20 protein-coding genes are annotated in these 21,063 nt (G+C 70.7%); 9 read left to right on the top strand and 11 right to left on the bottom strand.

The genetic code is table 11. The features are described 5' to 3' along the window. Positions 1–15: 15 nt before the first annotated feature. Positions 16–564: a GNAT family N-acetyltransferase gene (locus tag ACQP03_RS33820; RefSeq protein ID WP_357131806.1), complete on the bottom strand. Its 549-nt coding sequence runs from the start codon at positions 562–564 to the stop codon at positions 16–18. A gap of 134 nt (positions 565–698) precedes the next feature. Between ACQP03_RS33820 and ACQP03_RS33825 the strand changes: the two genes are divergently transcribed. Further along, on the top strand, positions 699–1,244 hold the full coding sequence (locus tag ACQP03_RS33825) for a DoxX family protein (RefSeq protein WP_357131407.1): 546 nt from the start codon (positions 699–701) through the stop codon (positions 1,242–1,244). Between the two features lie 215 nt (positions 1,245–1,459). Next, complete coding sequence (locus tag ACQP03_RS33830; protein WP_357131404.1) at positions 1,460–2,905, top strand: glycosyltransferase 87 family protein; 1,446 nt, start codon at positions 1,460–1,462, stop codon at positions 2,903–2,905. Positions 2,906–2,948: 43 nt separating this feature from the next. Here ACQP03_RS33830 and ACQP03_RS33835 read toward each other — a convergent pair whose 3' ends face one another. The 5 genes from ACQP03_RS33835 to ACQP03_RS33855 form a co-directional block, all read right to left on the bottom strand. Beyond that, entirely contained in the window at positions 2,949–3,377 is a 429-nt protein-coding gene (locus ACQP03_RS33835) for a molybdenum cofactor biosynthesis protein MoaE (RefSeq protein ID WP_355048616.1), read from the bottom strand. Next, the gene (locus ACQP03_RS33840) at positions 3,374–4,630 is read right to left on the bottom strand and encodes a molybdopterin molybdotransferase MoeA (protein ID WP_433459732.1); all 1,257 of its coding nucleotides are present in this window, start codon (positions 4,628–4,630) and stop codon (positions 3,374–3,376) included. Before ACQP03_RS33840 ends, ACQP03_RS33835 begins: the two co-directional genes overlap by 4 nt. Before the next feature lie 116 nt (positions 4,631–4,746). Then, entirely contained in the window at positions 4,747–5,217 is a 471-nt protein-coding gene (locus tag ACQP03_RS33845; protein WP_357131399.1) for a MogA/MoaB family molybdenum cofactor biosynthesis protein, read from the bottom strand. Further along, the gene (gene moaC, locus ACQP03_RS33850) at positions 5,214–5,705 is read right to left on the bottom strand and encodes a cyclic pyranopterin monophosphate synthase MoaC (RefSeq protein WP_357131396.1); all 492 of its coding nucleotides are present in this window, start codon (positions 5,703–5,705) and stop codon (positions 5,214–5,216) included. The genes ACQP03_RS33845 and moaC overlap by 4 nt, the downstream gene beginning before the upstream one ends. Positions 5,706–5,970: 265 nt before the next feature. Beyond that, complete coding sequence (locus ACQP03_RS33855) at positions 5,971–9,036, bottom strand: AfsR/SARP family transcriptional regulator (RefSeq protein WP_433459735.1); 3,066 nt, start codon at positions 9,034–9,036, stop codon at positions 5,971–5,973. A gap of 553 nt (positions 9,037–9,589) precedes the next feature. Between ACQP03_RS33855 and ACQP03_RS33860 the strand changes: the two genes are divergently transcribed. From ACQP03_RS33860 to ACQP03_RS33885, 6 genes are all read left to right on the top strand, one after another. Continuing rightward, positions 9,590–12,112, top strand: a complete 2,523-nt coding sequence (locus tag ACQP03_RS33860; protein ID WP_357131393.1) for a putative bifunctional diguanylate cyclase/phosphodiesterase — start codon at positions 9,590–9,592, stop codon at positions 12,110–12,112. Between the two features lie 77 nt (positions 12,113–12,189). Then, positions 12,190–13,512 carry a glycosyltransferase 87 family protein gene (locus tag ACQP03_RS33865; protein ID WP_357392265.1) on the top strand — a complete coding sequence of 441 codons (1,323 nt, stop codon included), beginning with the start codon at positions 12,190–12,192 and terminating at the stop codon, positions 13,510–13,512. Between the two features lie 41 nt (positions 13,513–13,553). Then, the gene (locus ACQP03_RS33870) at positions 13,554–14,186 is read left to right on the top strand and encodes a phosphoribosyltransferase (RefSeq protein ID WP_433459738.1); all 633 of its coding nucleotides are present in this window, start codon (positions 13,554–13,556) and stop codon (positions 14,184–14,186) included. Positions 14,187–14,208: 22 nt separating this feature from the next. After that, positions 14,209–14,598, top strand: coding sequence for a zf-TFIIB domain-containing protein (locus ACQP03_RS33875; RefSeq protein ID WP_357131384.1), 390 nt, complete (start codon positions 14,209–14,211; stop codon positions 14,596–14,598). Between the two features lie 96 nt (positions 14,599–14,694). Then, the gene (locus tag ACQP03_RS33880) at positions 14,695–15,372 is read left to right on the top strand and encodes a maleylpyruvate isomerase N-terminal domain-containing protein (protein ID WP_357131381.1); all 678 of its coding nucleotides are present in this window, start codon (positions 14,695–14,697) and stop codon (positions 15,370–15,372) included. A 19-nt stretch (positions 15,373–15,391) separates the two neighbouring features. Further along, a complete protein-coding gene (locus ACQP03_RS33885) occupies positions 15,392–15,586 on the top strand; it encodes a helix-hairpin-helix domain-containing protein (RefSeq protein WP_357131378.1) in 195 nt (64 codons plus the stop codon). Between the two features lie 78 nt (positions 15,587–15,664). On the opposite strand, the gene dnaB is transcribed toward ACQP03_RS33885, so the two are convergent. Then, the gene (dnaB, locus tag ACQP03_RS33890) at positions 15,665–17,068 is read right to left on the bottom strand and encodes a replicative DNA helicase (protein ID WP_357131374.1); all 1,404 of its coding nucleotides are present in this window, start codon (positions 17,066–17,068) and stop codon (positions 15,665–15,667) included. A gap of 397 nt (positions 17,069–17,465) precedes the next feature. On the opposite strand from dnaB, the gene ACQP03_RS33895 reads away from it, so the two are divergent. Continuing rightward, entirely contained in the window at positions 17,466–19,064 is a 1,599-nt protein-coding gene (locus ACQP03_RS33895) for a hypothetical protein (protein ID WP_357171766.1), read from the top strand. A gap of 87 nt (positions 19,065–19,151) precedes the next feature. Here the strand turns inward: ACQP03_RS33895 and rplI are convergent, their stop codons facing one another. The 4 genes from rplI to rpsF form a co-directional block, all read right to left on the bottom strand. Next, positions 19,152–19,598, bottom strand: coding sequence for a 50S ribosomal protein L9 (gene rplI, locus ACQP03_RS33900; protein ID WP_007453817.1), 447 nt, complete (start codon positions 19,596–19,598; stop codon positions 19,152–19,154). 14 nt (positions 19,599–19,612) lie between these two features. Further along, on the bottom strand, positions 19,613–19,852 hold the full coding sequence (gene rpsR, locus ACQP03_RS33905) for a 30S ribosomal protein S18 (RefSeq protein ID WP_007073789.1): 240 nt from the start codon (positions 19,850–19,852) through the stop codon (positions 19,613–19,615). Between the two features lie 41 nt (positions 19,853–19,893). Continuing rightward, entirely contained in the window at positions 19,894–20,430 is a 537-nt protein-coding gene (locus ACQP03_RS33910; RefSeq protein WP_433459743.1) for a single-stranded DNA-binding protein, read from the bottom strand. A gap of 90 nt (positions 20,431–20,520) precedes the next feature. Further along, a complete protein-coding gene (gene rpsF / locus ACQP03_RS33915) occupies positions 20,521–20,811 on the bottom strand; it encodes a 30S ribosomal protein S6 (protein WP_007453836.1) in 291 nt (96 codons plus the stop codon). Positions 20,812–21,063 lie beyond the last annotated feature (252 nt).

Here is a 21,063-nt window from a genome sequence, read left to right on the forward strand (position 1 = left end):
TGGCGGGCCGGCGAGTCAGACCTGGGACCAGGGCGCGGGGAAGACGACCTCGCCGCGCGGCGGCGGGCCCTCCTCGCTGGTGGACGGCGGCAGCACCAGCGCCTGCCAGGGTTCACCCAGACCGGCCCACGGGCTGCTGAGACCCAGCTCGGTGGCCGGCCCGAAGCCGAAGCGCCGGTAGAAGGCCGGGTCACCGAGCACCACGACCACCCGCTCACCCAGTTCGGTGGCGGCGTCCAGGGCGGCCTGCACCACCGCGCTGCCGTGTCCGACCCGCTGTCGGTGCGGCGCCACGGCCACCGGTCCGAGTGCCAGGGCCGGCACCACGGCACCGCGTTCGGGCCGTACCCGGACCCGGGTGAGCAGCGCGTATCCGACGATTTCCCCGCCGTACTCGGCGACCATGGCCAGTTCGGGCAGCCAGGCGTCGGTGCCGCGCAGGTCGTCGACCAGTCCCACCTCCGGCGGCGTCTGCACGTCCGGGCGGGCGAACGCCGAGGCCAGCACCCGTCGCACCGGGCCGGCGTCGGCCGGGTTCTCGGGGCGGAGCCGCAGCGTCGTCACCCGCGCGACCTTACCCGTCACGCCCCGTCCATCAGCGATGGTCGCTCGATTCGGCGTGGCGCGCGCGGCCGCGGATCGATCCGGATCCGCCGGTTGACCGGGTAGTAAACGCCGCGAGGGGGTATGACTGATCCATGACGCCCGTACGCTCCCTCGCCCGCGCCATGCTGAGCGGCATCTTCGTGATCCAGGGATACCGCAACCTCCGCAACCCGCACCGCCTGGCGGAGACCGCCAAGCCGGTGACCGACAAGGTCGCGCCGTTGCTGCAGAAGGCGCACCCGAAGTTCCCCACCGACACCGAGTCGTTGATCCGGCTCAACGCGGCGACGCAGGTCGGGGCGGGGCTGATGTTGGCCACCGGGCGGTTCAGCCGGCCCGCCGCGCTGGTCCTCGCCGGCACCCTGGTGCCCGTGACCATCGCCGGGCATCCGTTCTGGAAGAACGACGACCCGATCGCCAAGAACAACAACCAGATCCACACCCTCAAGAACCTCGGGCTCCTCGGCGGTCTCCTCCTCGCGGCCGTCGACACCGAGGGCAAGCCCGGCGTGCGCTGGCGTACGGGTCACCGCATCGGCCACTCTCGACGTTCCATGCAGCGGGCGGTGCGCACCGCCCGTCGCGAGGCGCGGATCGCCGTCCGGTCGGCGGCCACCGCGCGTCGACTCCCAGGCTGACCTGCCTCGATGCCTCTCGTTGTCACCCCCACCCCCCGCTAAGGCCGCGAATTACCTGAACCACCCGGTAGGCGTTAACGCGGTGGAAATGTCAAAAACATGTGTGGGATCGGACACGGTCGCATAACGCGGGAGGCATTGACGTGAGGCGCCGTTCTAGGCTCCGTGCAGGACCTGGACGGGTAGGACGACCTTGGTACGGGGGTGGCCACGCCATGCCGACGACTGTCGGTAGACGGGCGGACCGCCTCGCCCCAGTTCAGCGCATGACCCGGGGGATCGATCGCAGGAATGTCGTGCGGGGCGCCGTCGTGGTCGCCGTCGCCTACGCCGCGTGGCTCGCCATCGGCGAGTTCGGGCGGCCGTACAACTTCTTCGATATGAAGATCTACCATGGCGCGGTGGTGTGGTGGGCGAGCGGTCACGAGCTCTACGAGTTCATCGCGCCCGGCACCACGCTCGGTTTCACCTACCCGCCGTTCGCCGGACTCGTCATGTTGCCGATGGCACAGTTGCCGATCGGCGCGGCCGGGATGGTCAACGCGCTCGCCAGCATCGCCGCGCTGGCCCTGGTGCTGGCCGGGCTGCTGCGCCCCATCGTGGACCGGTTGGCGTGGCCACTGTGGTTCACCGTGGCCCTGGCCGTCCCGCTGGCCGTCGCCATCGAGCCCAGCCGCGAGACCCTGGGCTACGGCCAGGTCAACCTCCTGCTCTTCGCCCTGATCATGGCGGACCTCATCGGGCTGCGGTGGCGCTCCCGCCGGGGCACCCACTACGCCGCGACCGACGGTCCGCTGCTGCGCTTCGTCTACGGTGGCGCCTGGGCGGGCGCCGGCATCGGCCTGGCCACCGCCGTCAAGCTCACCCCGGCGCTGTTCATCGCCTATCTGCTGATCACTCGGCAGTGGCGGGTGGCGGCCACCGCGATCGGCACGGCGATCGGCGTGACCATCGGTACCTTCGCGATCGTCGGCGACGAATCACGTACCTACTTCGGCAGCGTGCTCTGGCAGACCGAGCGCGTCGGCGCGGCCGACATGACGCCGAACCAGTCGCTCGCCGGCCTGCTGGCCCGCCTGTACGACTCGATCGAGACACCCGGCCTGCTCTGGCTCGCCTTCTCGGTGCTGATCCTGGCGCTGGGCCTGTCCCGGGCGGCCAGTTCACGCGCCGAGGGCGACGAGCTGACCGCGTTCACGCTTGTCGGACTGACCGCCAACGTGATCAGCCCGATCTCCTGGACGCACCACCTCGTCTGGGTGATCCCGGCGATCATCGTGCTGGCCGACGCCGCCGTACGCCGCCGCGAGGCCAGCCGGGGTCTCCCGCAGCGCACCGGCCAGGGGCCGGCGTTCGGTGGCCTGAGCGGCCTGAACGCCCTTCGCCCGCCGATCTGGTATCCCACGCTGACCGGGCTCCGGCACGGCGTCGCCGCTGTCGGGCTCTACCTGCTGTTCCTCATCTCCCCCATCTGGCCGTACGAGCACCAGTTGCCGGAGGTGTCGCACTACCAGGACGGCCTGTTCGGGGCGCTGATGGAGAACTCGCTGGCTCTCGCCCTGATCGTGCTGGTCGCGGCCCTGCCCTGGCGGCCCGGCGCTGAGCCGGCCTTCTACGGGGAACGACTCGCCCGAGCAGTGGTGGTGAACGGCCGCCGCTAGGGTCTGTTTCAGAAGAACTGGCCGGCCTAGGGCTCTGGCCCGGTCAGGGGCAGTTGACCCACTCCTCGGTGCCGTCGGCGAAGACCTGCCGCTTCCAGATGGGCAAGCGGGCCTTGGCCTCGTCGACCAGTCGGGCACACGCGGTGAAGGCGGCGGCGCGGTGCGCCGTGCTCACCGCGGCGACCAGCGCCACGTCACCGATGGCCAACGGGCCGACCCGGTGCGAGACCGCCACCGCGTAGACGTCGGGGTCGGCCGCGATCTCGGCGGCGACCTCGCGCAGCACCTGCGCGGCGCTCGGGTGTCCCTCGTAGTCCAGGCTCACCACCGCACGCCCGTGGTCGTGGTCGCGGACGACGCCCTGGAAGGAGACGACCGCGCCGGCCCGACGGTCGGCGACCGCCGCCTCGTGGGCGGCGAGGTCCAGGGGCCGGTCGGTGACCTCGACGACGGTGATCGCCGGCGCGGTCACGACGCCCGCTCCCCGGGCAGCAACGGCAGCGGCACGATCGGCACCCGGTCACCCTGCGCACCGCTGGTGCCCGGTCGGATGACAGCGAACCCGTCGGCGCCCGCGAGGCCGCGCAGCATCGCCGAACCGACGTGCCGCACCGGGTACGCCGTGCCGGCGGTCCGGTCCAGCCGAACCAGCGCCAGGTGGGTGTGGTCACCGCGCCCGGGCACCGCCTCGGCCAACGTGGCGTGCGGCAACACCGGCATCGAGCGACCCGCGAGGCCGGCGAGCAGCGGCGCGACCAGTGACACCAGCGCGACGATGGCGGACTGCGGATTGCCCGGCAGGCCGGCGACGAACCGGACCCGCCCGTCCGGATCGGCCAGCCGGGCCAACAACATCGGGAAGCCCGGCCGGACCGCCACCGTGTTGACCACGTAGTCGGCGCCCAGCGCCTCCAGGGTGGGGTGCAGATGGTCCACCGGACCGTGCATCGTGCCGCCGGTGGTGCAGACCAGGTCGGCGGTGGTCAGCGCCGTACGCAGCGCCGCCACGTGCGCGGGCAGCGTGTCCGCCACCGGCCCCACCACGTCCGAGGGGCGGACGTGGCACCCGTACCGCCGCAGCCACGCCGGCACCGCTGGGCCCAGCGCGTCCCGCACCCGACCCGCCGCGGGCGGACCCGCCGTCAGCAACTCGTCGCCGAAGACCAGCAGCGCGGCGCGCGGCGCGCGCCGGACCCGCAGCGTGTCGTGGCCGCAGGAGGCGGCCAGGCCGATCACCGCCGGGTCGACCGGCGTGCCGACGGGCAGGAGCTCCTCATCGGCGTACGCCTCCTCGCCCGGCTGCCGCCACTCCGGCGTGCGCCGGGGCGTTCCGCTGACCAGACCGTCGGCGACGGTTGACTCCTCGACGCGCAGCACGGCGCTGGCGCCCTCCGGGACCATCGCTCCGGTCGCGATCTCGACGGTGGTGCCGTCGTCGGTGAGCGGCCCGGGAGTGTTGCCGGCCAGTACCCGGCCGACGATCCGCCACGGCCCGTCGCCCCGGACGGCCCAGCCGTCCACGCTGGAGGTCGGAAACGCGGGTAGGTCGGTGCGGGTGGTCAGGGGCTCGGCCAGGGTCAGTCCGTCGGTGTCGACCAGCGGCCGGGCGACGGCGGGCAGCGCGGCGGCCAGGCCTACCGCGTACACCCGGGACCGCGCCTCCTCCCACCCGGCCGGCGGGGGCGCGGCGACCTGGGCCACCGTTGGTGTGGTTTCCGTTCGCACCGACCGAGCCTATCGGCACGGACGGACAGCCGGCGCGCTCTGACGACGCGAGACGGGTTGCGGGCCGTTCGGTGATCGCTGCGGCGCGGCTGGCTGGTCCGGTTCCGCGCGTGCGGTCAGTGGTCGCCGCCGCGCAGTTGGTCGACGGTGTGGCTGAGGATCGGCCCCAGCACGGCGAGGCCGTCACGGGCGCCGCCCGTCGAACCGGGCAGGTTGACCACCAGCATCCGGCCGGCCACCCCGGCCAGCCCTCGGGACAGCACCGAGGTGGGCACTCGCTCCCGACTGTGCGACCGGATCGCCTCGGCGATGCCGGGGATCTCGTAGTCCAGCAGGGCCCGGGTCACGTCCGGCGTCCGGTCGGACGGCGTGACGCCGGTGCCACCGCTGGTCAACACCACGTCGACACCGTCGCTGACGGCCTCCCGCAGGGCGTCGCCGACGGGCTCACCGTCGGGCACCACCACCGGATCGTCCACCTGACAGCCCAACTCACGCAGGCCCGCGACGAGCAGCGGACCGCTGGTGTCGGCGTAGACGCCGGCCGCCGCCCGGTTGGACGCCACGATCACCCGGGCCCGGATCACGGCCGGTCCTCCGGCCGCACCCACTCGCCGGTCTTGCCGCCCTCCTTGCGCAGCACCCGGACCGCCTCCACCGAGGCCGCCGGGTCGACCGCCTTGACCATGTCGACAAGCGCGAGGCCGGCGACCGCGACGGCGGTGAGCGCCTCCATCTCGACTCCCGTCCGATCCGCCGTGCGGGCGGTGGCGGTGATCTCCACGGTGTCGGTCGTCAGCCGCAGGTCGACGGTGACGCCGTGCAGGGCGATCGGGTGGCAGAGCGGGATCAGCTCCGGGGTGCGTTTGGCCCCCATGATTCCGGCGAGCCGGCCCACCGCCAGCGCGTCGCCCTTGGGCAACCCGTCCCGGTGTAGCAGGTCGACGACCTCTTCGGTGGTGCGCAGACGGCCCGCCGCGACGGCCAGCCGCCCGGTCACCGCCTTGCCGGAGACATCGACCATGCGGGCCGCGCCGGCACGGTCGACGTGGCTGAGCTGCGCGGGTTCGGTCACGGCGCTGAGCCTATCGGGGCGGTACGACGCTCGGACGCTCGGAAGGGGTGACGGCACAGCGGCTCGCCGGGTGCGACGGCGCCTCCACTGGATCGTCACCCCTTCCTGGCCCGACCCGTCACCGGAGTCGCTGGGGGGTGACCCGGTGACGGGCGTGTCTCGACGACCTGGTTCTGCCCAGGGGCAGAACCTCCCCCGTTCGTCGATACGTGGGAGAAGCTACCGAGCCCGGCGATAAGAAATCGATAAGCGACGTGTGGGCAGGTCAGCGACCTGTCTCGTCGTCCAGCCCGGCGAGGCGACGCTCCACGTCGAGGCGTTCCGGCACACCCATCCGGCGGAAGATGGCGAGCGCCCGTTCCCAGTGCCGCCGAGCCTCGGCCGGATCGATGCTGGCGAAGTGTTCGCCCAGCCCAGCCAGCGCCCGTCCCTGCTCGTGCGGGTGGGCGATCCGGGTCGCCAACCGCAGCGCCTCACGGTGCGTCTCGGCTGCCTCGCGGTCCCGCCCACGTGCCCGCAACGTGCTGCCCAGCTCGTTCAACGCCGCCGCCTCGACGTGCCGTTCGCTCGAACCGACCGCCAGGCTGCGGGCCAACTCGTGCTCGTGTTGCGCCTCCGCCAAACGACCCAGACCGCGATAGGCGACACCGAGGTCCAGGCGTACCTCCGCTTCTCCGTAGCGGTGGCCGGTACGGTCGCGAAGCGCCAGCGAAGCCCTGAGGATCCTGATCGCCTGGGGGAGGTCCCCCTTACGCGCGCGTACCGCCCCGATATGGCTGAGGGCGTTGAGCACGTGGAACTCGCTCGAAGTCGTCCGGGCCCAGGCCAGATGACGGCGATGCATCCACAGCGCCTCTTCGTAACGACCCAGTGACATCAGGGCGAGACCGACATTCGCTAACGCCATCGGTGCCCCGACATTGCCGTAGTCCCGGTAGTCACGCAGACGTTCCTTACCGAGCGCCACAGCTTCGCTGAGATGACCGCTCCAGTAATAGACGGGGGCAAGATTGGCCTGGTAGCGAGCCGTACCCAGCCTGTCCCGCGATTCCTTGGAAAGCTCGACCGCGCGGGTCAGATGTTCGAGCGCCCTCCGATTGTCGCCGGTCTTGACGTAAGCGGATGCAAGGTAATTGTGCATCAGCGCCGTCGGCTCGGTGTCGCCCGTCGCCTCGGCCGCAGCCAGCCCATGCTGGTGCGTCGTGACGATGTCCTCGAAGTACCCGCGGATGTAGCAGAATCGCCACAGGGCGCGGGCCAGTCGCCAAGCGTGTTGATGAAAGCCCGACTCATGGGCTGACACCACCATCGTCACCAACTCCGCCCGTTCCGCCTCCAACCACTCGGCACTCGGCTCGCCGAGGGTCTCGAGCAGTTCGGGTCGGTCGAAGGCAAGATGTTCTACCTGGCTTTTGATGACGACCGGCTCGATGGTCTCGGCGATCCGCAGTGCCGCCTCCAGGGCGAAGCCGAACAGTTGGGCCATGGCCGACCTGCGGTCCTGCGGGGAATCGAGGCGAATGCACAGCTCGACCGAGTACTGACGCATCAGGTCGTGTAAGCCGTACTGCCCCGACTTCAGGTCCTGGGCGAGGTGTCGGTCCGTGAGGTCGTCGAGAGCGGCATGAGCTTGTGCCACCGTCAGTCCGGTAAGCGCCGCGACCGTCGTTGAGCTGAAGCGATTACCGGGATACAGGCCCAGAAATCGAAAGACCCGCTTCGTCGACTCGGGAAGAGGTTCGTACGAGGTGGCGAACGCACCGGTGACGGTGGTGTTCTCTCCGCCCAGATGAGGAAGAACCGACGTGGCGGTGGCCATCTGTGCCGCAAGATCCGCCAACCGCCAACCGGGCCGGTGAGCCAGTCGGGCTCCCGCCAGGCGAATCGCCAGCGGAAGGTGGCCGCACCGCCGGACCACCTCGACGGCCGCTGCCGGCTCGGCGTCGATCCGTTCCCGCCCCACGCTCAGCGCCAACAGGTCGACGCCCTCTTCGGGCGACATGACCGGCAGGGACTGAGACGTTCCGAGATCAGGATGGGTGAGACGTCGTCGTGACGTGACCAGGACGACGGCGGTCGGCTCGATCGGCAGGAGGGGAAGGATCTGGTCGCTGCTGGCGGCATTGTCCAAAATGATCACCGACCTGCGGAGGGCCAGCTCGCGTCGCCAGAGTTCCGTCCTGTCGTCCAGGTCAACCGGTATCCGCTCGGACGGCACTCCGAGCTGGCGAAGCAGGACGACCAGGGCCGACGCCGGTCCCACCAGTTCCTTCTCGCCATGCCCGCGCAGGTCGACGTATAAGCGGGCGTTCGGGTACCGCGCGCTCAGTCGACGGGCCAGGTGCACGGCGAGGGTCGTCTTGCCGCTGCCGGCCATCCCGTCGATGAGGTGCACGGCCGGGACGCGGTCCTCGACACGCCGCGTCTCCGCCAGTAATCGTGCCACCGCGGCCTCGCGACCGACGAAGTCGGTGACCGAACGGGGCAGATGATCCACCGTGGCGACCACGGGTCTTGGCGGGGCCGTCGGGTGTCCCGCCGGCCCCGGGGCGGACGTCACCAGCCGTCCCAACCGGGCTTCGCGGTCGGCGACGACGACTGATGCCAACTTCGGCGTCTCGGCGACGATCAGGCCGCGGAGGTCTTCGAGGTTGTTTCCCGGGCTCACGCCCAACTCCGTGACCAGTTGCCGACGAATCTCGTCGTACACGACAAGCGCCTCGGCGCTGTCACCGCGTTCGTGCAGGGCCCGCATGAGCAGGAGGTACGTCGGTTCCCGGAGCGGATGGCGAGCAGCCACCTCCCGCAACGACGGAATCGCGAGATCGTCCCGCCCGGACCGCAGGTGCACCTCGGCGAGGAGTTCCACCGCCAGTAGCCGCTCCTCCTCGACCGCTACGGTTCGAGCCGTCAGGACGGGGCCGAGCGGTAGGCCGGCGAGCATGGAGCCCTGCCACCGGGCCAACGCACGGCCCAGTAGTTCTGACGCCCGCGCCAGGTCGCCGGCGCCCAGAGCGTTCCGGCCCGCGTAGAGCTCCTTCTGGAAGCGGAAGACATCGATCACATCCGGTCGCACGGTGAGTCGATAGCCGTTCCCCTGCCGTACGAGAGTCGCGTCCGCGAGCGCCAACGTCTCGAACTCCCGGCGAAGATTTGCCGCGTAGGTCCGCACATTCGCTACGGCGGATCGCGGAGGGCGCTCCACCCACAGCTCGTCTATGAGATCGGTCAGCGTCACCAACTGGCCCGGTTGAACAGCGAGCATCGCGAAGACTACCCGTTGTTTCGGTGTGCCCAGGTGCAACTTGTGGTCAGCAAGCAGCACCTCCACGTCACCGAGCAGGTTGATCTTCAACCGTTCCCCCGAATTCACATCCATCGGTGTTTAGCTGATCACACTGGGAAAGGCTATCGGCGTCCACAATTCGGAACAGCCCCTCGACCAGACCCCCCAAACCCACACCGACCAGGCAAGAAAGACCAGATTCTGCCCGACCGGATTGAGCCTGAACCCGAACTGACGGATAGGCCGTCCGCACACCGTCGCCAGACTAGGGAGGAGGTGGCAACGCCGATAGCCTCTCAGCAGGGCGCAAGCTGCGAACCGCCAGTGCAGTACGACCGCGCTCCGCTCAGGCGGCATGGACAGACCGTCACAAAGCTCGCCAGCTTGGCTAATGTTGCGTATACCGACATTTATTGCTACTAAAACCGCGTAGCTCCTCTTAGGCTCCCCGTCACGAGAACGGTTCCGGAATACGGAAACGGCCGGACGAGTGGAGGGGGCATGCAATGCGCGGCAGCGACTGGTACTGACATCCGGGTGACACTGAGCGGTAAGCTCCCGTCGTCAACAGGTAACTGTCGGCGACGACGGGAGCTTCATGGGCCAGGGGTCACCGCAGAGTCCCAGGACAGATCGGCAGCTTCTGCTGCTCGTCGGTCTCATCGTCGTCATGGCAATCGTCCCCACAGTCGTCGCCGGGGCCGACGTGTCGACCCGTCCGCCCGACTCCGTGGGCGACGGCGCGACGTTCGTGGCGCTGACCTTCATGACTGCGCTCGGCACAATCGTCATGGCGCCTATCCGTATCCGCTCCACCACCCACGCCATCACCTGGGTCGAGACGGCGATCGTGATAGGGCTCGCCGTCGCACCACCCTCCTGGGTGGTCCTGGCAACGGGCGCCGGCGTCGGTGTGGGGTCGGTAATCATGAAGCTGCCAACGATCAAGGCAGCTTTCGCAGTCAGCAAGAACATCCTGGTGGCCGGTGGGGCGGGCGTCGCCACCGTGGCCGTCCACTGGCAGTGGCCGTCCGCCGGCGTGGTCGAACTGGCCTCCCTGCTCGGTGTGATCTACCTGGTAGCGGCGCTGCTCGACGATCTGCTGGCGATCCCGGTGATCGCGCTGGCCACCAGCACGCCCATTTCGCGGCAGTTCCTGAACAACCTTGACCTCCGCATCGCCGGCTTCGGCGTGCGCTTCATCGTCGCCTTCTGCACGCTCCTCATCCTCCGGGAAGATCCCCGACTGCTGCTCGCTGTCCCGCCACTGATGTTGAGCCTGCACCTCGCCTACTCCGCACGTATCCGGGGTCGCACCGAACAGCAGGCGTGGCAGCGACTCGCCCGCACCACCGACGCGCTCAACGTGGTCGACCTGGACAACGTCCTCACCACGGCCGTCACCCAGGCCGCCGAACTGTTCTCCGCCGACGAGGTCGAGATCGAGCTCCGCGACGGTGGTCGCACCGTCCGGGGCGCCACCGGTGGCATCACCTTCGACGGGCCGACCGACACAGCCACCGAGGTGGACGGCACCGTCGTGCCCACTCCGCTGGAGGGCCACGACCGCTCCGTCGACATCGGCGTCCTGCGCCTACGCTTCCGTGGGCCGGTACGGCTGTCCGAGCGGGAGCAGTACACGCTGCGGACCTTCGCCTCGGCGCTCTGCACGGCGGTCCGTAACGCACAGGCGTACGCCGAGCTGGCCCGGGTGGCCGACGAGCACGCGTACGCCGCCGCGCACGACGCCCTCACCGGCCTCGCCAACCGGCGGCAGTTGCTCGATCAGGGCACCGAGCAGCTCAGTGCCCGGCACGCCGACGGGGTGACCGCTCTCGTGCTGATCGACCTCAACCACTTCAAGGAGGTCAACGACACCCTCGGCCACGCTGCCGGCGACCAGGTGCTGGTCCAGGTCGCCGACCGGCTGCGCGGGGCCGCCCAGGCGAGCGACCTGGTGGCCCGCCTCGGCGGCGACGAGTTCGCCGTACTCCTGCGCGGGCTGCCGGCGCCGGCGGTGGCCGCGCACCGGGCCGACACGCTGCTGGCTGCCCTGCACGAGCCGTTCGAGCTGGACGGGATGCGGATCAGCGTCGAGGCCAGCGGCGGGATCTCCGTGGCCCCGGCCAGCGGTGGCATGGCCGAGCTGCTGCGCCGCGCGGACGTGGCGATGTACCAGGCGAAGCGGGCCGGGCAGCGGATCTCCACGTACGCGCCGACCCGGGACACCGCCGACCTGAACCGCCTCACCCTCGGCGGTGACCTGCCCCGCGCGGTCGCCGACCACGAGTTCATCGTCAACTTCCAACCCATCGTCGACCTGGGCACCGGCGAGGTGACCAGCGCCGAGGCGCTGGCCCGCTGGCACCACCCCACCCACGGGCTGATCGACCCGCTGCGCTTCCTGGAGGCGGTGGAACGCTCGGGAATGCTGCCAGCCTTCGCCGAGGCCATCCTCGACCAGGCACTGATGGCCGCCGCCGACTGGCGTGACGCCGGCTTCGACGTGCCGGTGGCGGTCAACGTCTCGCCGCGCAGCCTGCTCGACGCGCGCTTCCCCGGCTCGGTACTGGCCCGGCTGCGCGCCCACGACCTGCCGCCCGAGCGGCTGGTGCTGGAGCTGACCGAGACGTTGACGCTCAGCCAACTCGACGTGGTCGACCGGGTCCTCAGCCGGCTGCGCGACGAGGGCGTCCGGTTGGCGCTGGACGACTTCGGCACCGGCTACTCCTCCCTCTCGCTGCTCTCCCGGATACCCGTGCACGAGTTGAAGATCGACCGCAGCTTCGTCACGACCATGGAGAGTTCGGCCGAGGCCGCGGCCGTCATCCGCTCCACCCTCGACCTGGGCCGCAGCCTCAACCTTGCGGTGGTCGCCGAAGGCGTGGAGAGCGAACCGCAGCGGCGGGCCCTCTGGGAGCTGGGCTGCTCGGCCGGTCAGGGCCACCTGTTCGCCCGACCGATGCCCGCCGGGACCCTGCTCGCCACGATGCAGCGAGGCTCGGGGGGCCAACCCGGGACGCTGGCGCCGCCGCTGCACGACACCGGCGCGGTGATCCGCCTCAACCAGACCCGCCGCCAGGCCGGTCGCTCCCGCCCGGACCGCCACCTCCCGGCCTGACCGGGCACCTGCGCACCGACCAGGCTGCGGCCGGACGGCCAGCTGGGTGAGCAGCGAGATCTGCCAGACTGGCGGCCGTGACCGCCGACGCCCCGACCGCCCTTCACCAGCGCTGGCGGACGCTCGACACCGCCGCCGGCGGACTCGCCCTCGACCTGGGTCTCTACACCGTGTCGGCCCTGTTCGCGGCGATCACCGCGAGCACGTCGACCCTCCTGCCGCACCGGGCCTGGGGTGCCGTCGCCGCCGTCGGCTACCTGGTCGCGACGATGGCGGTGATCGTCCAACTCGTGCTGCGCCGACGCAGCCCCCGGCTGGCCGGCCTCGCCTCCCGCTGGGTGGTGACGGGTTTCGCCTGGGTGACCACCGCACTGGTACCCGTGCTCTGGCAGAGCATCGAACGGGCCAACGGACGCACCGACCGGGCCCAGGAGGAAGTGCTGGTCGTCGAGCAGGCCGGCATCCGACTGCTCGACCATGCCACGCCGTACCTCGGTCGGGACGCGATCGCCGCCCTGCCGCCCGGTGAGCAACTGCTCGGATACACGCCGTACCAGCCGGGCATGGCGATGTTCGGCCTGCCCCGAGCCCTCGTCGACGTCTGGTGGACCGACGCCCGGGTGTGGTTCGCGCTGGGCACCGCGCTGGCGCTCGCCCTGGCCGTGGTCGCGCTGCGCGCCGCGCAAGCCACCCTCGACGCGAAACAGCGGCGGGACGCCGCCCTGCTGCGGGGAGTGCAGGCCGCCACCGTCCTGCCCGTCTGCGCGCTGACCCTGGCCACCGGCGGCGACGACCTACCCGTACTCGCGCTCTGCCTGCTCGCCCTCGCGCTCGCCGCCGCCGGACGGCCGGGCCGGGCCGGTCTCGCGGTCGGCCTGGCCGGCGCGCTGAAGCTGTTCGCCTGGCCGATCGCCCTGGTCCTGATCGTCTGGGGTCTGACCCGGCGAGCCGGCGCCCGGGTCGCGGCCGGCGCGATCGGGCTACCCGTGCTCGCCCTGCTCCCGGCGTTGCTCGTCGACCGCGGGGCCCTCACCGAAAACGTGCTGCGCTTTCCCCTCGGCCACGGCCTGGTCACCAGCCCGGCGCAGTCTCCGTTCCCCGGCCACCTGATCGCCACCACCCTGCCGGGAGGCCGGCTGATCGCCGCCACCCTCCTGGTCGCGGCCGGCGCGGCCATCGCCGTCCGGCTCGCGCGACGCCCGCCCGGCACCGCCGCGACCGTCGCTTCGATCTGCGGGTACGGGCTACTCGCCGCCATCGCCCTCATGCCCTCCACCCGGTTCGGTTACCTGCTCTACCCGGTGGCGCTGCTCGTCTGGGCACCCGCGGTGCACCGCCCGGAGTCCGCACCCACCACCCCGACGCCCGAGCACCTGCCCGGTCGGGCCACATCGGCGTAACCGGCGGGCGAAACGACGTCGCACGGCGTACACCTGAGGGCATGACCACCTACCGCGACCGCGCCGAGGCGGGCCGGGTGCTCGCCGAACGGCTCACCGCCCTGGTCGGTGACCCGGACGCCGTCGTCCTCGGCCTGGTCCGCGGCGGCGTACCGGTGGCCCAGGTCGTCGCCGAACGGCTCGGCGTCCCCCTCGACGTGCTGGTCGTCCGCAAGCTCGGCATGCCCTGGGCGCGGGAGGTCGCCTTCGGCGCGCTCGGCCCCGGTGGCGTGCAGGTGCTCAACGACGCGATCGCCAGCCGCCTCGGCAGCAGCGACATCGCCGAGGTCAGCCACCGCGAACAGGTCGAGTTGGAGCGCCGCGAGCGGCTCTACCGGGGCGGTCGCCCACCGCTGGACCTCACCGGACGCGTCGCCGTGATCGTCGACGACGGTCTGGCCACCGGCGCGACCGCCCGTGCCGCCGTCGAGGTCGCCCGCCGGCTCGGCGCCCGCCGCGTCGTGGTGGCTGTGCCGGTCGGCGCCCAGGAGGCGTACGAGCTGCTGGCCGCCGAAGCCGACCAGGTCATCTGCGCCCAACGCCCGCCGGAGTTCGGCTCGGTGAGCGCCTACTACGACGACTTCCACGAGGTCTCCGACGACGAAGTCATCGCGGCGCTCACAGCAATCGCTTAGGTCGACCGGGTACCGTCGGGTGATGAGTGACCTCATCTGTCCCAAGTGTCGCGGCGAGATGCGCCAGTACGAGCGCAGCGGCGTCGTCATCGACCAGTGTGGCGAGTGCCGGGGCATCTTCCTCGATCGCGGCGAGCTCGAGAAGCTGTTCGAGGCAGAGGCCAACTGGAGTCGCCAACAGGCCGGGCCGACCGCGCCGGCCCAGCAGCCGGGCGGTTACGCGCCCCCACCGCCGCCGCCCGCCCAGCACCAGCCCGGTTACGGCGCCGTCCCGCCACCGCCGCCCCCGCCGCCCGCGCACGGCTACCCGCCGGCGCCTGCCTATGGCCACCAGCAGCAGCAGCACTACGGCTACCACGGCCACTACCGGCACAAGAAGCGCAAGAGCTTCCTCGACGAGATGTTCGGCTGAGCCCAGCCGAGTCTTCCTGCCCGGGTCGATCCACGTCGACCCGGGCAACGCCGCGAGTGATTGGCTGACCCGGCGGTCCGTGCGAGGCTGCATCGCATGACCGCCACCCGGCACGACGAGGCCCTCGCCGAGGCGTACGACGGCATCACCGCAGTGGTCGACGCCCTCGACGACGCTGACCTGCAACGGGCCACCCGATGCCAGGGCTGGCTCGTCGCCGACCTGCTCCTGCACGTGCTCGGCGACGCCCAGCGGGCACTGGTGGCCCTGGCCAGCCCGGTCGACGGTCCGGCAGACGTGGACGACGTCTCCTACTGGCGGGGCTTCCCGGGCGGCGACGAACAGGCAGCCCGGCACGCCTGGTGGATCCGGCGGTCGGCGTCCGCCTTCGACCGGCCGACGGCCATCGTCCGGCTGTGGCGGGAGACCGCCCCGGCGGCGGTCCGCGCCGCCGGGTTCGCGGACCCCGAGGGGTACGTGACCACACAGGGCCACGTGCTGCGCGTACCCGATCTCCTGGCGACCCTGACCACCGAGGCCGTGGTGCACCACCTGGACCTCACGGTGGAGCTGCCGGCCGCGCCGCCGCCCGGACCGCTGGCGGTGCGCGTGGCGGTGTCCACAATGGATGGCCTGTTGAGCGACGACGCCGTACGCCCTGCCGGGTGGGATGACCAGGAGTTCCTGCTGAAGGCGACCGGCCGGCTGCCGCTCACCGACCGGGACCGGCTGGAGTTGGGCGAGGCGGCGGGCTGGTTCCCTCTGCTGGGGTGACGTAATGCACCGTGGACACATGGATTCTTCAACCGACCTGCTGCCGAAGATCGGTGCGCCGGCCACCCGCGCCTTGCACAACGCCGGTTACACGACTCTGCGCGAGTTGGCCGGGGTGCCCCGTAAGGAGCTGGCCGCACTGCACGGCATGGGCCCGAAGGCGCTCGACATCATCCAGGCCGCTCTCGAGAAGCACGACCTCAGCCTGGGGTGATGCCTGTCTCCAGCCGTTGCCTCGGGCGATTCGGCCGGCGGCGGATTGGCGAGCCGTACGGCGCCCCGCGGACGCCGATCATCCGATGGCCATGTCCACGAATCGCGAGAGGTGCAGTTGGGCTGCGACCGTCACCGTGTCGGTCGGGCCATTTCGATGCTTGGCAACGATGAAGTCCGCTTCGCCCGCCCGCGGTGACTCCTTGTCGTAGTAATCGTCGCGATGCAGCAGGATGACAACGTCTGCATCCTGCTCAATTGAACCCGATTCACGCAAATCGGACAACTGTGGACGCTTGTCGGTGCGCTGCTCCGGGCCACGGTTGAGCTGGCTGACCGCGATGACGGGGCACTCGACCTCCTTGGCCAGCAGCTTGAGGCCACGGGAGAGGTCGGCGACCTCCTGCTGGCGGCTTTCGGTGCGTTTGGGCGAGGTCATCAGCTGGAGGTAGTCGACCACGATCATCTTGAGGTCGTGCCGCTGCTTGAGTCGGCGGGCCTTCGCGCGAATCTCCATCAGGTTCATGCTGGGCGTGTCGTCGACGAACAACGGCGCTTCGCTGATCTCACCCATGCAGCGGGCCAGCTTGGTCCAGTCGTCGTCGGAGAGCTGCCCGCTGCGCAGCACGTGCAGCGGCACCCGCGCCTCGGCCGAGAGCAGTCGCATGACGATCTCGACCTTGCTCATTTCCAGCGAGAAGATGGCAGCGGCCTGGTTGGCGCGAATGGCGGCATTTCGGGCAAAGTCCATACTCGCCGTAGATTTTCCCAAACCGGGCCGCCCGGCCACAATGATCAACTGCCCCGCGTGCAGGCCGTTGAGCAGCCGGTCCAGGTCGCTGAAGCCGGTCGGCACGCCCGTCATCACGCCGCCCTGCGCGCCCACCGCCTCGATCTCGTCCAGCGTCGGCTGGAGCATGTCGGCCAGGATCGCGAAGTCCTCGCTGACCCGGCGTTCGGTGACGTCGTAGACGGCCTGCTGGGCGAGGTCCACGACGTCGTCGACGTCGCGGCTGCCGCCGCTGGCGGTGCCGTAGCCCAGCTGCACGATCTTGGTGCCGGCCTCGACGAGCCGACGCAGCACGGCACGCTCGCTGACGATGCGGGCGTAGTACGAGGCGTTGGCGGCGGTGGGAACGCTGGCGATGAGGGTGTGCAGATAGGGAGCGCCACCGATGCGGGCCAGGTCGCCCGAGTCGGTCAGGGCGGCGGCCACGGTGATCGGGTCTGCCGGCTCACCCCGGCCGTAGATGTCGAGGATGGTGTCGAAGATGGTGGCGTGCACCGGCCGGTAGAAGTCGTTGGTCTTGAGGATCTCGACGACGTCGGCGATGGCGTCCTTGGAGAGCAACATGCCGCCGAGGACGCACTGCTCGGCAGCGACGTCCTGGGGTGGAGTCTTGTCGAACTGGCCGTCCCGCTGCACGGGTGGCTGGCCGTTGCCGGACCGGGCCTCCGCCCGCATGTCGTCGGTGACCGACACCGGTCCCCCCTCCACTGCGTCGGATCCGTCCCAGCATTACCGCCCGGGTACGACAGTTCTCCCGACCGGAACCGGTCGATCGGGGGCCATCGCGCCGGCGGTCGAGGGCCAACCATACGGACCCCGAGGTCAGCGACTCAACAAGCACGGTGGACGAGCCTCGGGACAACCTGTGGACGCCGGTGGGCGAGCATGTGCGCAGGGTGTGCACAGCCTGTGGACAACCGCTGGGGAATTCTCGGCCGCAGGTCGTTGACCTGGCGATATGCGGTCCCCACCCTGTGGAGGAGAATATTTCGGTCGGTTCTTTTACACGATCTTCCCGTACTATCTCCAGCGAACGGCTACACCTGGACAGCGGATCACGCTTTGGGTTCAGAAGGGTCACACTCCGGCCGTGAGTTACCGGGACTGGGGACGCGGGGAGGGCAGCCCGCGGGAGCGTCCGTCAACCGCCTCGTGGGGTCAGCCCGCGCTGCCCGCTCCGGCCGATCCGTACGACGAGGACGCGCCCTACCGCACCTCCAGTCGGCGGCGTGCGCGGGACCGTGGGCAGGACGAGCCGGTCGACGCCTACCTGCCGCGGTGGGCGCTGGAATCGGGGGTCCAGCGTGCCGACGGTGGTGGACGACACGCCGCGCCCGACGAGGCACAGGACGAGGTGGAGCCGGAGCGTCCGAGCTCCGGCGCCGGTTGGCGCAGCGCCGAGACGACGGGCAGACGCCGGGCTGACGCGAGCGGTCGGCGCGAGCAGCGGGCGATCGGTGCGAGTGGTCGGCGCGAGCAGCCGGCGATCGGGGCGGGTGGTCGGCGCGAGCAGCCAGCGATCGGCGCGGGCCCCGAATCGGACCACACCCGGGAGTGGACGCTCGACCGTCCCCAGGAGCAGGGCTATGCGGGCCGCCGACGCGCCGACTCGGCGGAGGAGGAGCCGGTCTCCGGCGCGGCCGCCGACCGTCGTCCCCGTCGTGCGCCGGCCGGTCGTCCGCAGGTGATCTGGTCCGGTGGGGACCTGGAGGCCGGCCCGGCCGAGGCGACGTCCCGCCCGGAGGTGAGCCGACCGACGCGGCGCAGCCGGCGCGCGGCGGAGGAGTCGTGGACTCGTCCGGCGGTCGATCCCTGGGAACGCGGGTCGGAGCGGCCGGCGGAGCCGGATCCGTCGTACGCGCCCGCGGTGGACCCGTGGGACGCGTCGGGCGTGCACGCGTGGCCGCCGCCCGGCCCGGACACCACGGACCTGAGCGGGCAGTGGTCGCAGGGGGAGAGTGTCGGTGGTTGGGAGCGGTCGGACCGCACCGGCCAGTGGGAGCGGTCCGCGGTCGAGGACGACCAGTGGGACCGGACGCTGCCACCCCGCTCGGATCGACTGACGGAGGGATGGCCGAGCCGGGACAGCGGTTTCTGGCCCGGTACGCGGTTGTCCGGTGACGATCCGCGCTGGATGGACACCACGACGACGTCGGCGCCTCGGTCGCCGGTGGTGGGTTACACCGCCCCGCGACCGCGTAGTGCGCCCGTACCCCCTTCCGGCACCGTGCGTCGGGCGGACCGGTCGCCGGTCGGTACGGCGGCGGTGCGGCGGCGGGTCGAGTCGGTGGCGGCGGGCGGCTGGGCGCGGCGTCTGGAGGATGACCTCCTCGACCCTGATCCCGGTGGGTCGGTCCGGCCGCTGCTGTACACCACCGCCTGCTACGTGGTGCCGGCCGTGCTGATCTTCCTGTGGTTGCTGACGCTGGACGGGCAGGCGCCCGCCGGTTGTGTCACCGACATCTCCGGGGGTGGCTGCGACTCCGCACGGTCCCGTGCGTTGGAGTCGTTGCTCGCCGGTTCCCCGCGTTTCGGGTTGGCGCTGGTGAGCAGCCTGGTGGTGGCTGCGCTGCTGCGGCGGGTCGGCACGACGTGGCGGTCGGCGACGATCGCGCTCGCCGCGGCGGTGGTCGGTGGTGGTCTGTCCACGGTGCTGATCAGCGCGGTGACCGGTCAACCGATCGGCTGAGGCTGGCGAGCCGGATCACTTGTGGCGTATGCGCGAAGGCCCGCACCGATCGCTCGGTGCGGGCCTTCGTCGTGGTCCAGCGGGTCGTCAGCCCTGAACGACGTTCAGGTTGAACGACGCGGTGACCTCGGGGTGCAGCTTGATCTTCACCGGGTAGGTGCCGGTCGACTTGATGTGACCGGGCACCTCCAGCCGACGACGGTCGAGGACCGGACCGCCGGCGCCCTTGACGGCGTCGACGATCTCGGCCGAGGTGACCGAGCCGAAGAGCCGCCCGCCGTCGCCGGCACGGGCCTTCAGGTTGACCTTGAGACCCTCGAGCTGGCCCTTGACCTCGTTGGCGTGGTCGAGGTCGCGGATCTCACGGGCCGAGCGGGCCCGCTTGATGACCGTGACCTGCTTTTCCGCGCCCTTGGTCCAGGCGATCGCGAAGCCCTGCGGCAGCAGGTAGTTACGGCCGAAGCCGTCCTTGACCTCGACGATGTCGCCCGGGGCACCGAGGCCGGACACTTCCTGAGTCAGGATGATCTTCATATCGGTGCCTCCTCTCAGCGGGCCGTTGCGGTGTACGGCAGGAGCGCCATCTCGCGGGCGTTCTTGACCGCGCGGGCGATCTGCCGCTGCTGCTGCGAGGTCACGCCGGTGACCCGCCGAGCGCGGATCTTGCCGCGGTCGGAGATGAACTTGCGCAGCAGCGCCGTGTCCTTGTAATCGATGTAGGTGATCCCGTCCTTGTCGAGCGGGTTCACCTTCTTCTTAGGCTTGCGAAGTGCCGCAGCCTTGGCCATTGACCTTGCTCCTGGTTTGCGATCGCGGGCGCTCGGCGCCATTAGAACGGAGGCTCCTCGTCGAAGTTGCCGCCCGAACCGGCACGCGCGGGAGAGGGTGCGGCCGAAGCCCAGGGGTCGTCGAAGTTGCCTCCGCCGCCACCCTGGCTACCACCACCGCCGCCACCACCGAAGCCGCCGCCACCGCCACCGGAGCGGGACATCTTCTGCACCTTCGCCGTGGCGTAGCGCAGCGACGGGCCGATCTCGTCGACCTCAAGCTCGATGACGGTGCGCTTCTCACCCTCGCGGGTCTCGTATGACCGCTGACGCAGCCGGCCCGAGACGATCACCCGAGCGCCGCGCTGCAGCGACTCGGCGACGTGCTCGGCGGCCTGCCGCCAGACGGTGCAAGCGAGGAACAGCGGCTCGCCGTCCTTCCACTCGCCCGACGCCTTGTCCATGAATCGGGGCGTCGAGGCGATACGGAACTTGGCGACCGCAGCCCCGGAGGGGGTGAACCGCAACTCGGGGTCATCGGTCAGATTGCCGATGACCGTGATGGTGGTGTCTCCTGCCATGACCATCTCCTCGCGCACTCAGCGTCTCGTCGTACAGGCTCTCAGAGCCGTACGACAGAGTCGCGGAGGCTGATCCGGGCGAACCGGGTTGAATGCCGGACAGAATGCTTAGCGCATCTCCGGCCGGATGACCTTGGTGCGCAGCACGGACTCGTTCAGCCGGAGCTGACGGTCCAGCTCAGCCACGGCAGCAGGCGTGGCCTGCAGGTCGACGACGGCGTAGATGCCCTCGGCCTTTTTGTTGATCTCGAACGCGAGGCGCCGGCGGCCCCACACGTCCGTCTTCTCAACCGAGCCACCCGCGGTCCGAATCACGTTCAGGTACGTGTCGAGCGACGGGGCGACGGTGCGCTCCTCGAGGCTGGGGTCGAGGATCACCATGATCTCGTAATGACGCAAGACGTGCTCACCTCCTGTGGGCTAAGCGGCCACGGTCCTTCCGTGGCAGGAGGTCGTGCGTCGCTGCCCGCACGTGCCGGGGGAACCCGGCCGGACGCGGACAACCTGACCAGGATACCCGGTCCGGACGATCATGCCCGGGGTGGTCGGGCCAGTGCCCCGGACATGCCGACGGGGGCCCGCCACCCGACCGTCACTGGTCGGTGGCGAGCCCCCGTCAACGAGGCCGCGGAGCGTCCCGTCCGCATTCCT

It is taken from the genome of Micromonospora sp. CA-248212, from assembly GCF_050948405.1.
Lineage (GTDB): Bacteria > Actinomycetota > Actinomycetes > Mycobacteriales > Micromonosporaceae > Micromonospora.

Bases quoted from the DNA above. Each gene is read 5' to 3' on its own strand.
- ACQP03_RS33825 (WP_357131407.1), top strand. From the start codon at position 699: ATGACGCCCGTACGCTCCCTCGCCCGCGCCATGCTGAGCGGCATCTTC.
- ACQP03_RS33830 (WP_357131404.1), top strand. From the start codon at position 1,460: ATGCCGACGACTGTCGGTAGACGGGCGGACCGCCTCGCCCCAGTTCAG.
- ACQP03_RS33860 (WP_357131393.1), top strand. From the start codon at position 9,590: ATGGGCCAGGGGTCACCGCAGAGTCCCAGGACAGATCGGCAGCTTCTG.
- ACQP03_RS33870 (WP_433459738.1), top strand. From the start codon at position 13,554: ATGACCACCTACCGCGACCGCGCCGAGGCGGGCCGGGTGCTCGCCGAA.
- ACQP03_RS33875 (WP_357131384.1), top strand. From the start codon at position 14,209: ATGAGTGACCTCATCTGTCCCAAGTGTCGCGGCGAGATGCGCCAGTAC.
- ACQP03_RS33880 (WP_357131381.1), top strand. From the start codon at position 14,695: ATGACCGCCACCCGGCACGACGAGGCCCTCGCCGAGGCGTACGACGGC.
- ACQP03_RS33885 (WP_357131378.1), top strand. From the start codon at position 15,392: ATGGATTCTTCAACCGACCTGCTGCCGAAGATCGGTGCGCCGGCCACC.
- rplI (WP_007453817.1), bottom strand. From the start codon at position 19,598: ATGAAGATCATCCTGACTCAGGAAGTGTCCGGCCTCGGTGCCCCGGGC.
- rpsR (WP_007073789.1), bottom strand. From the start codon at position 19,852: ATGGCCAAGGCTGCGGCACTTCGCAAGCCTAAGAAGAAGGTGAACCCG.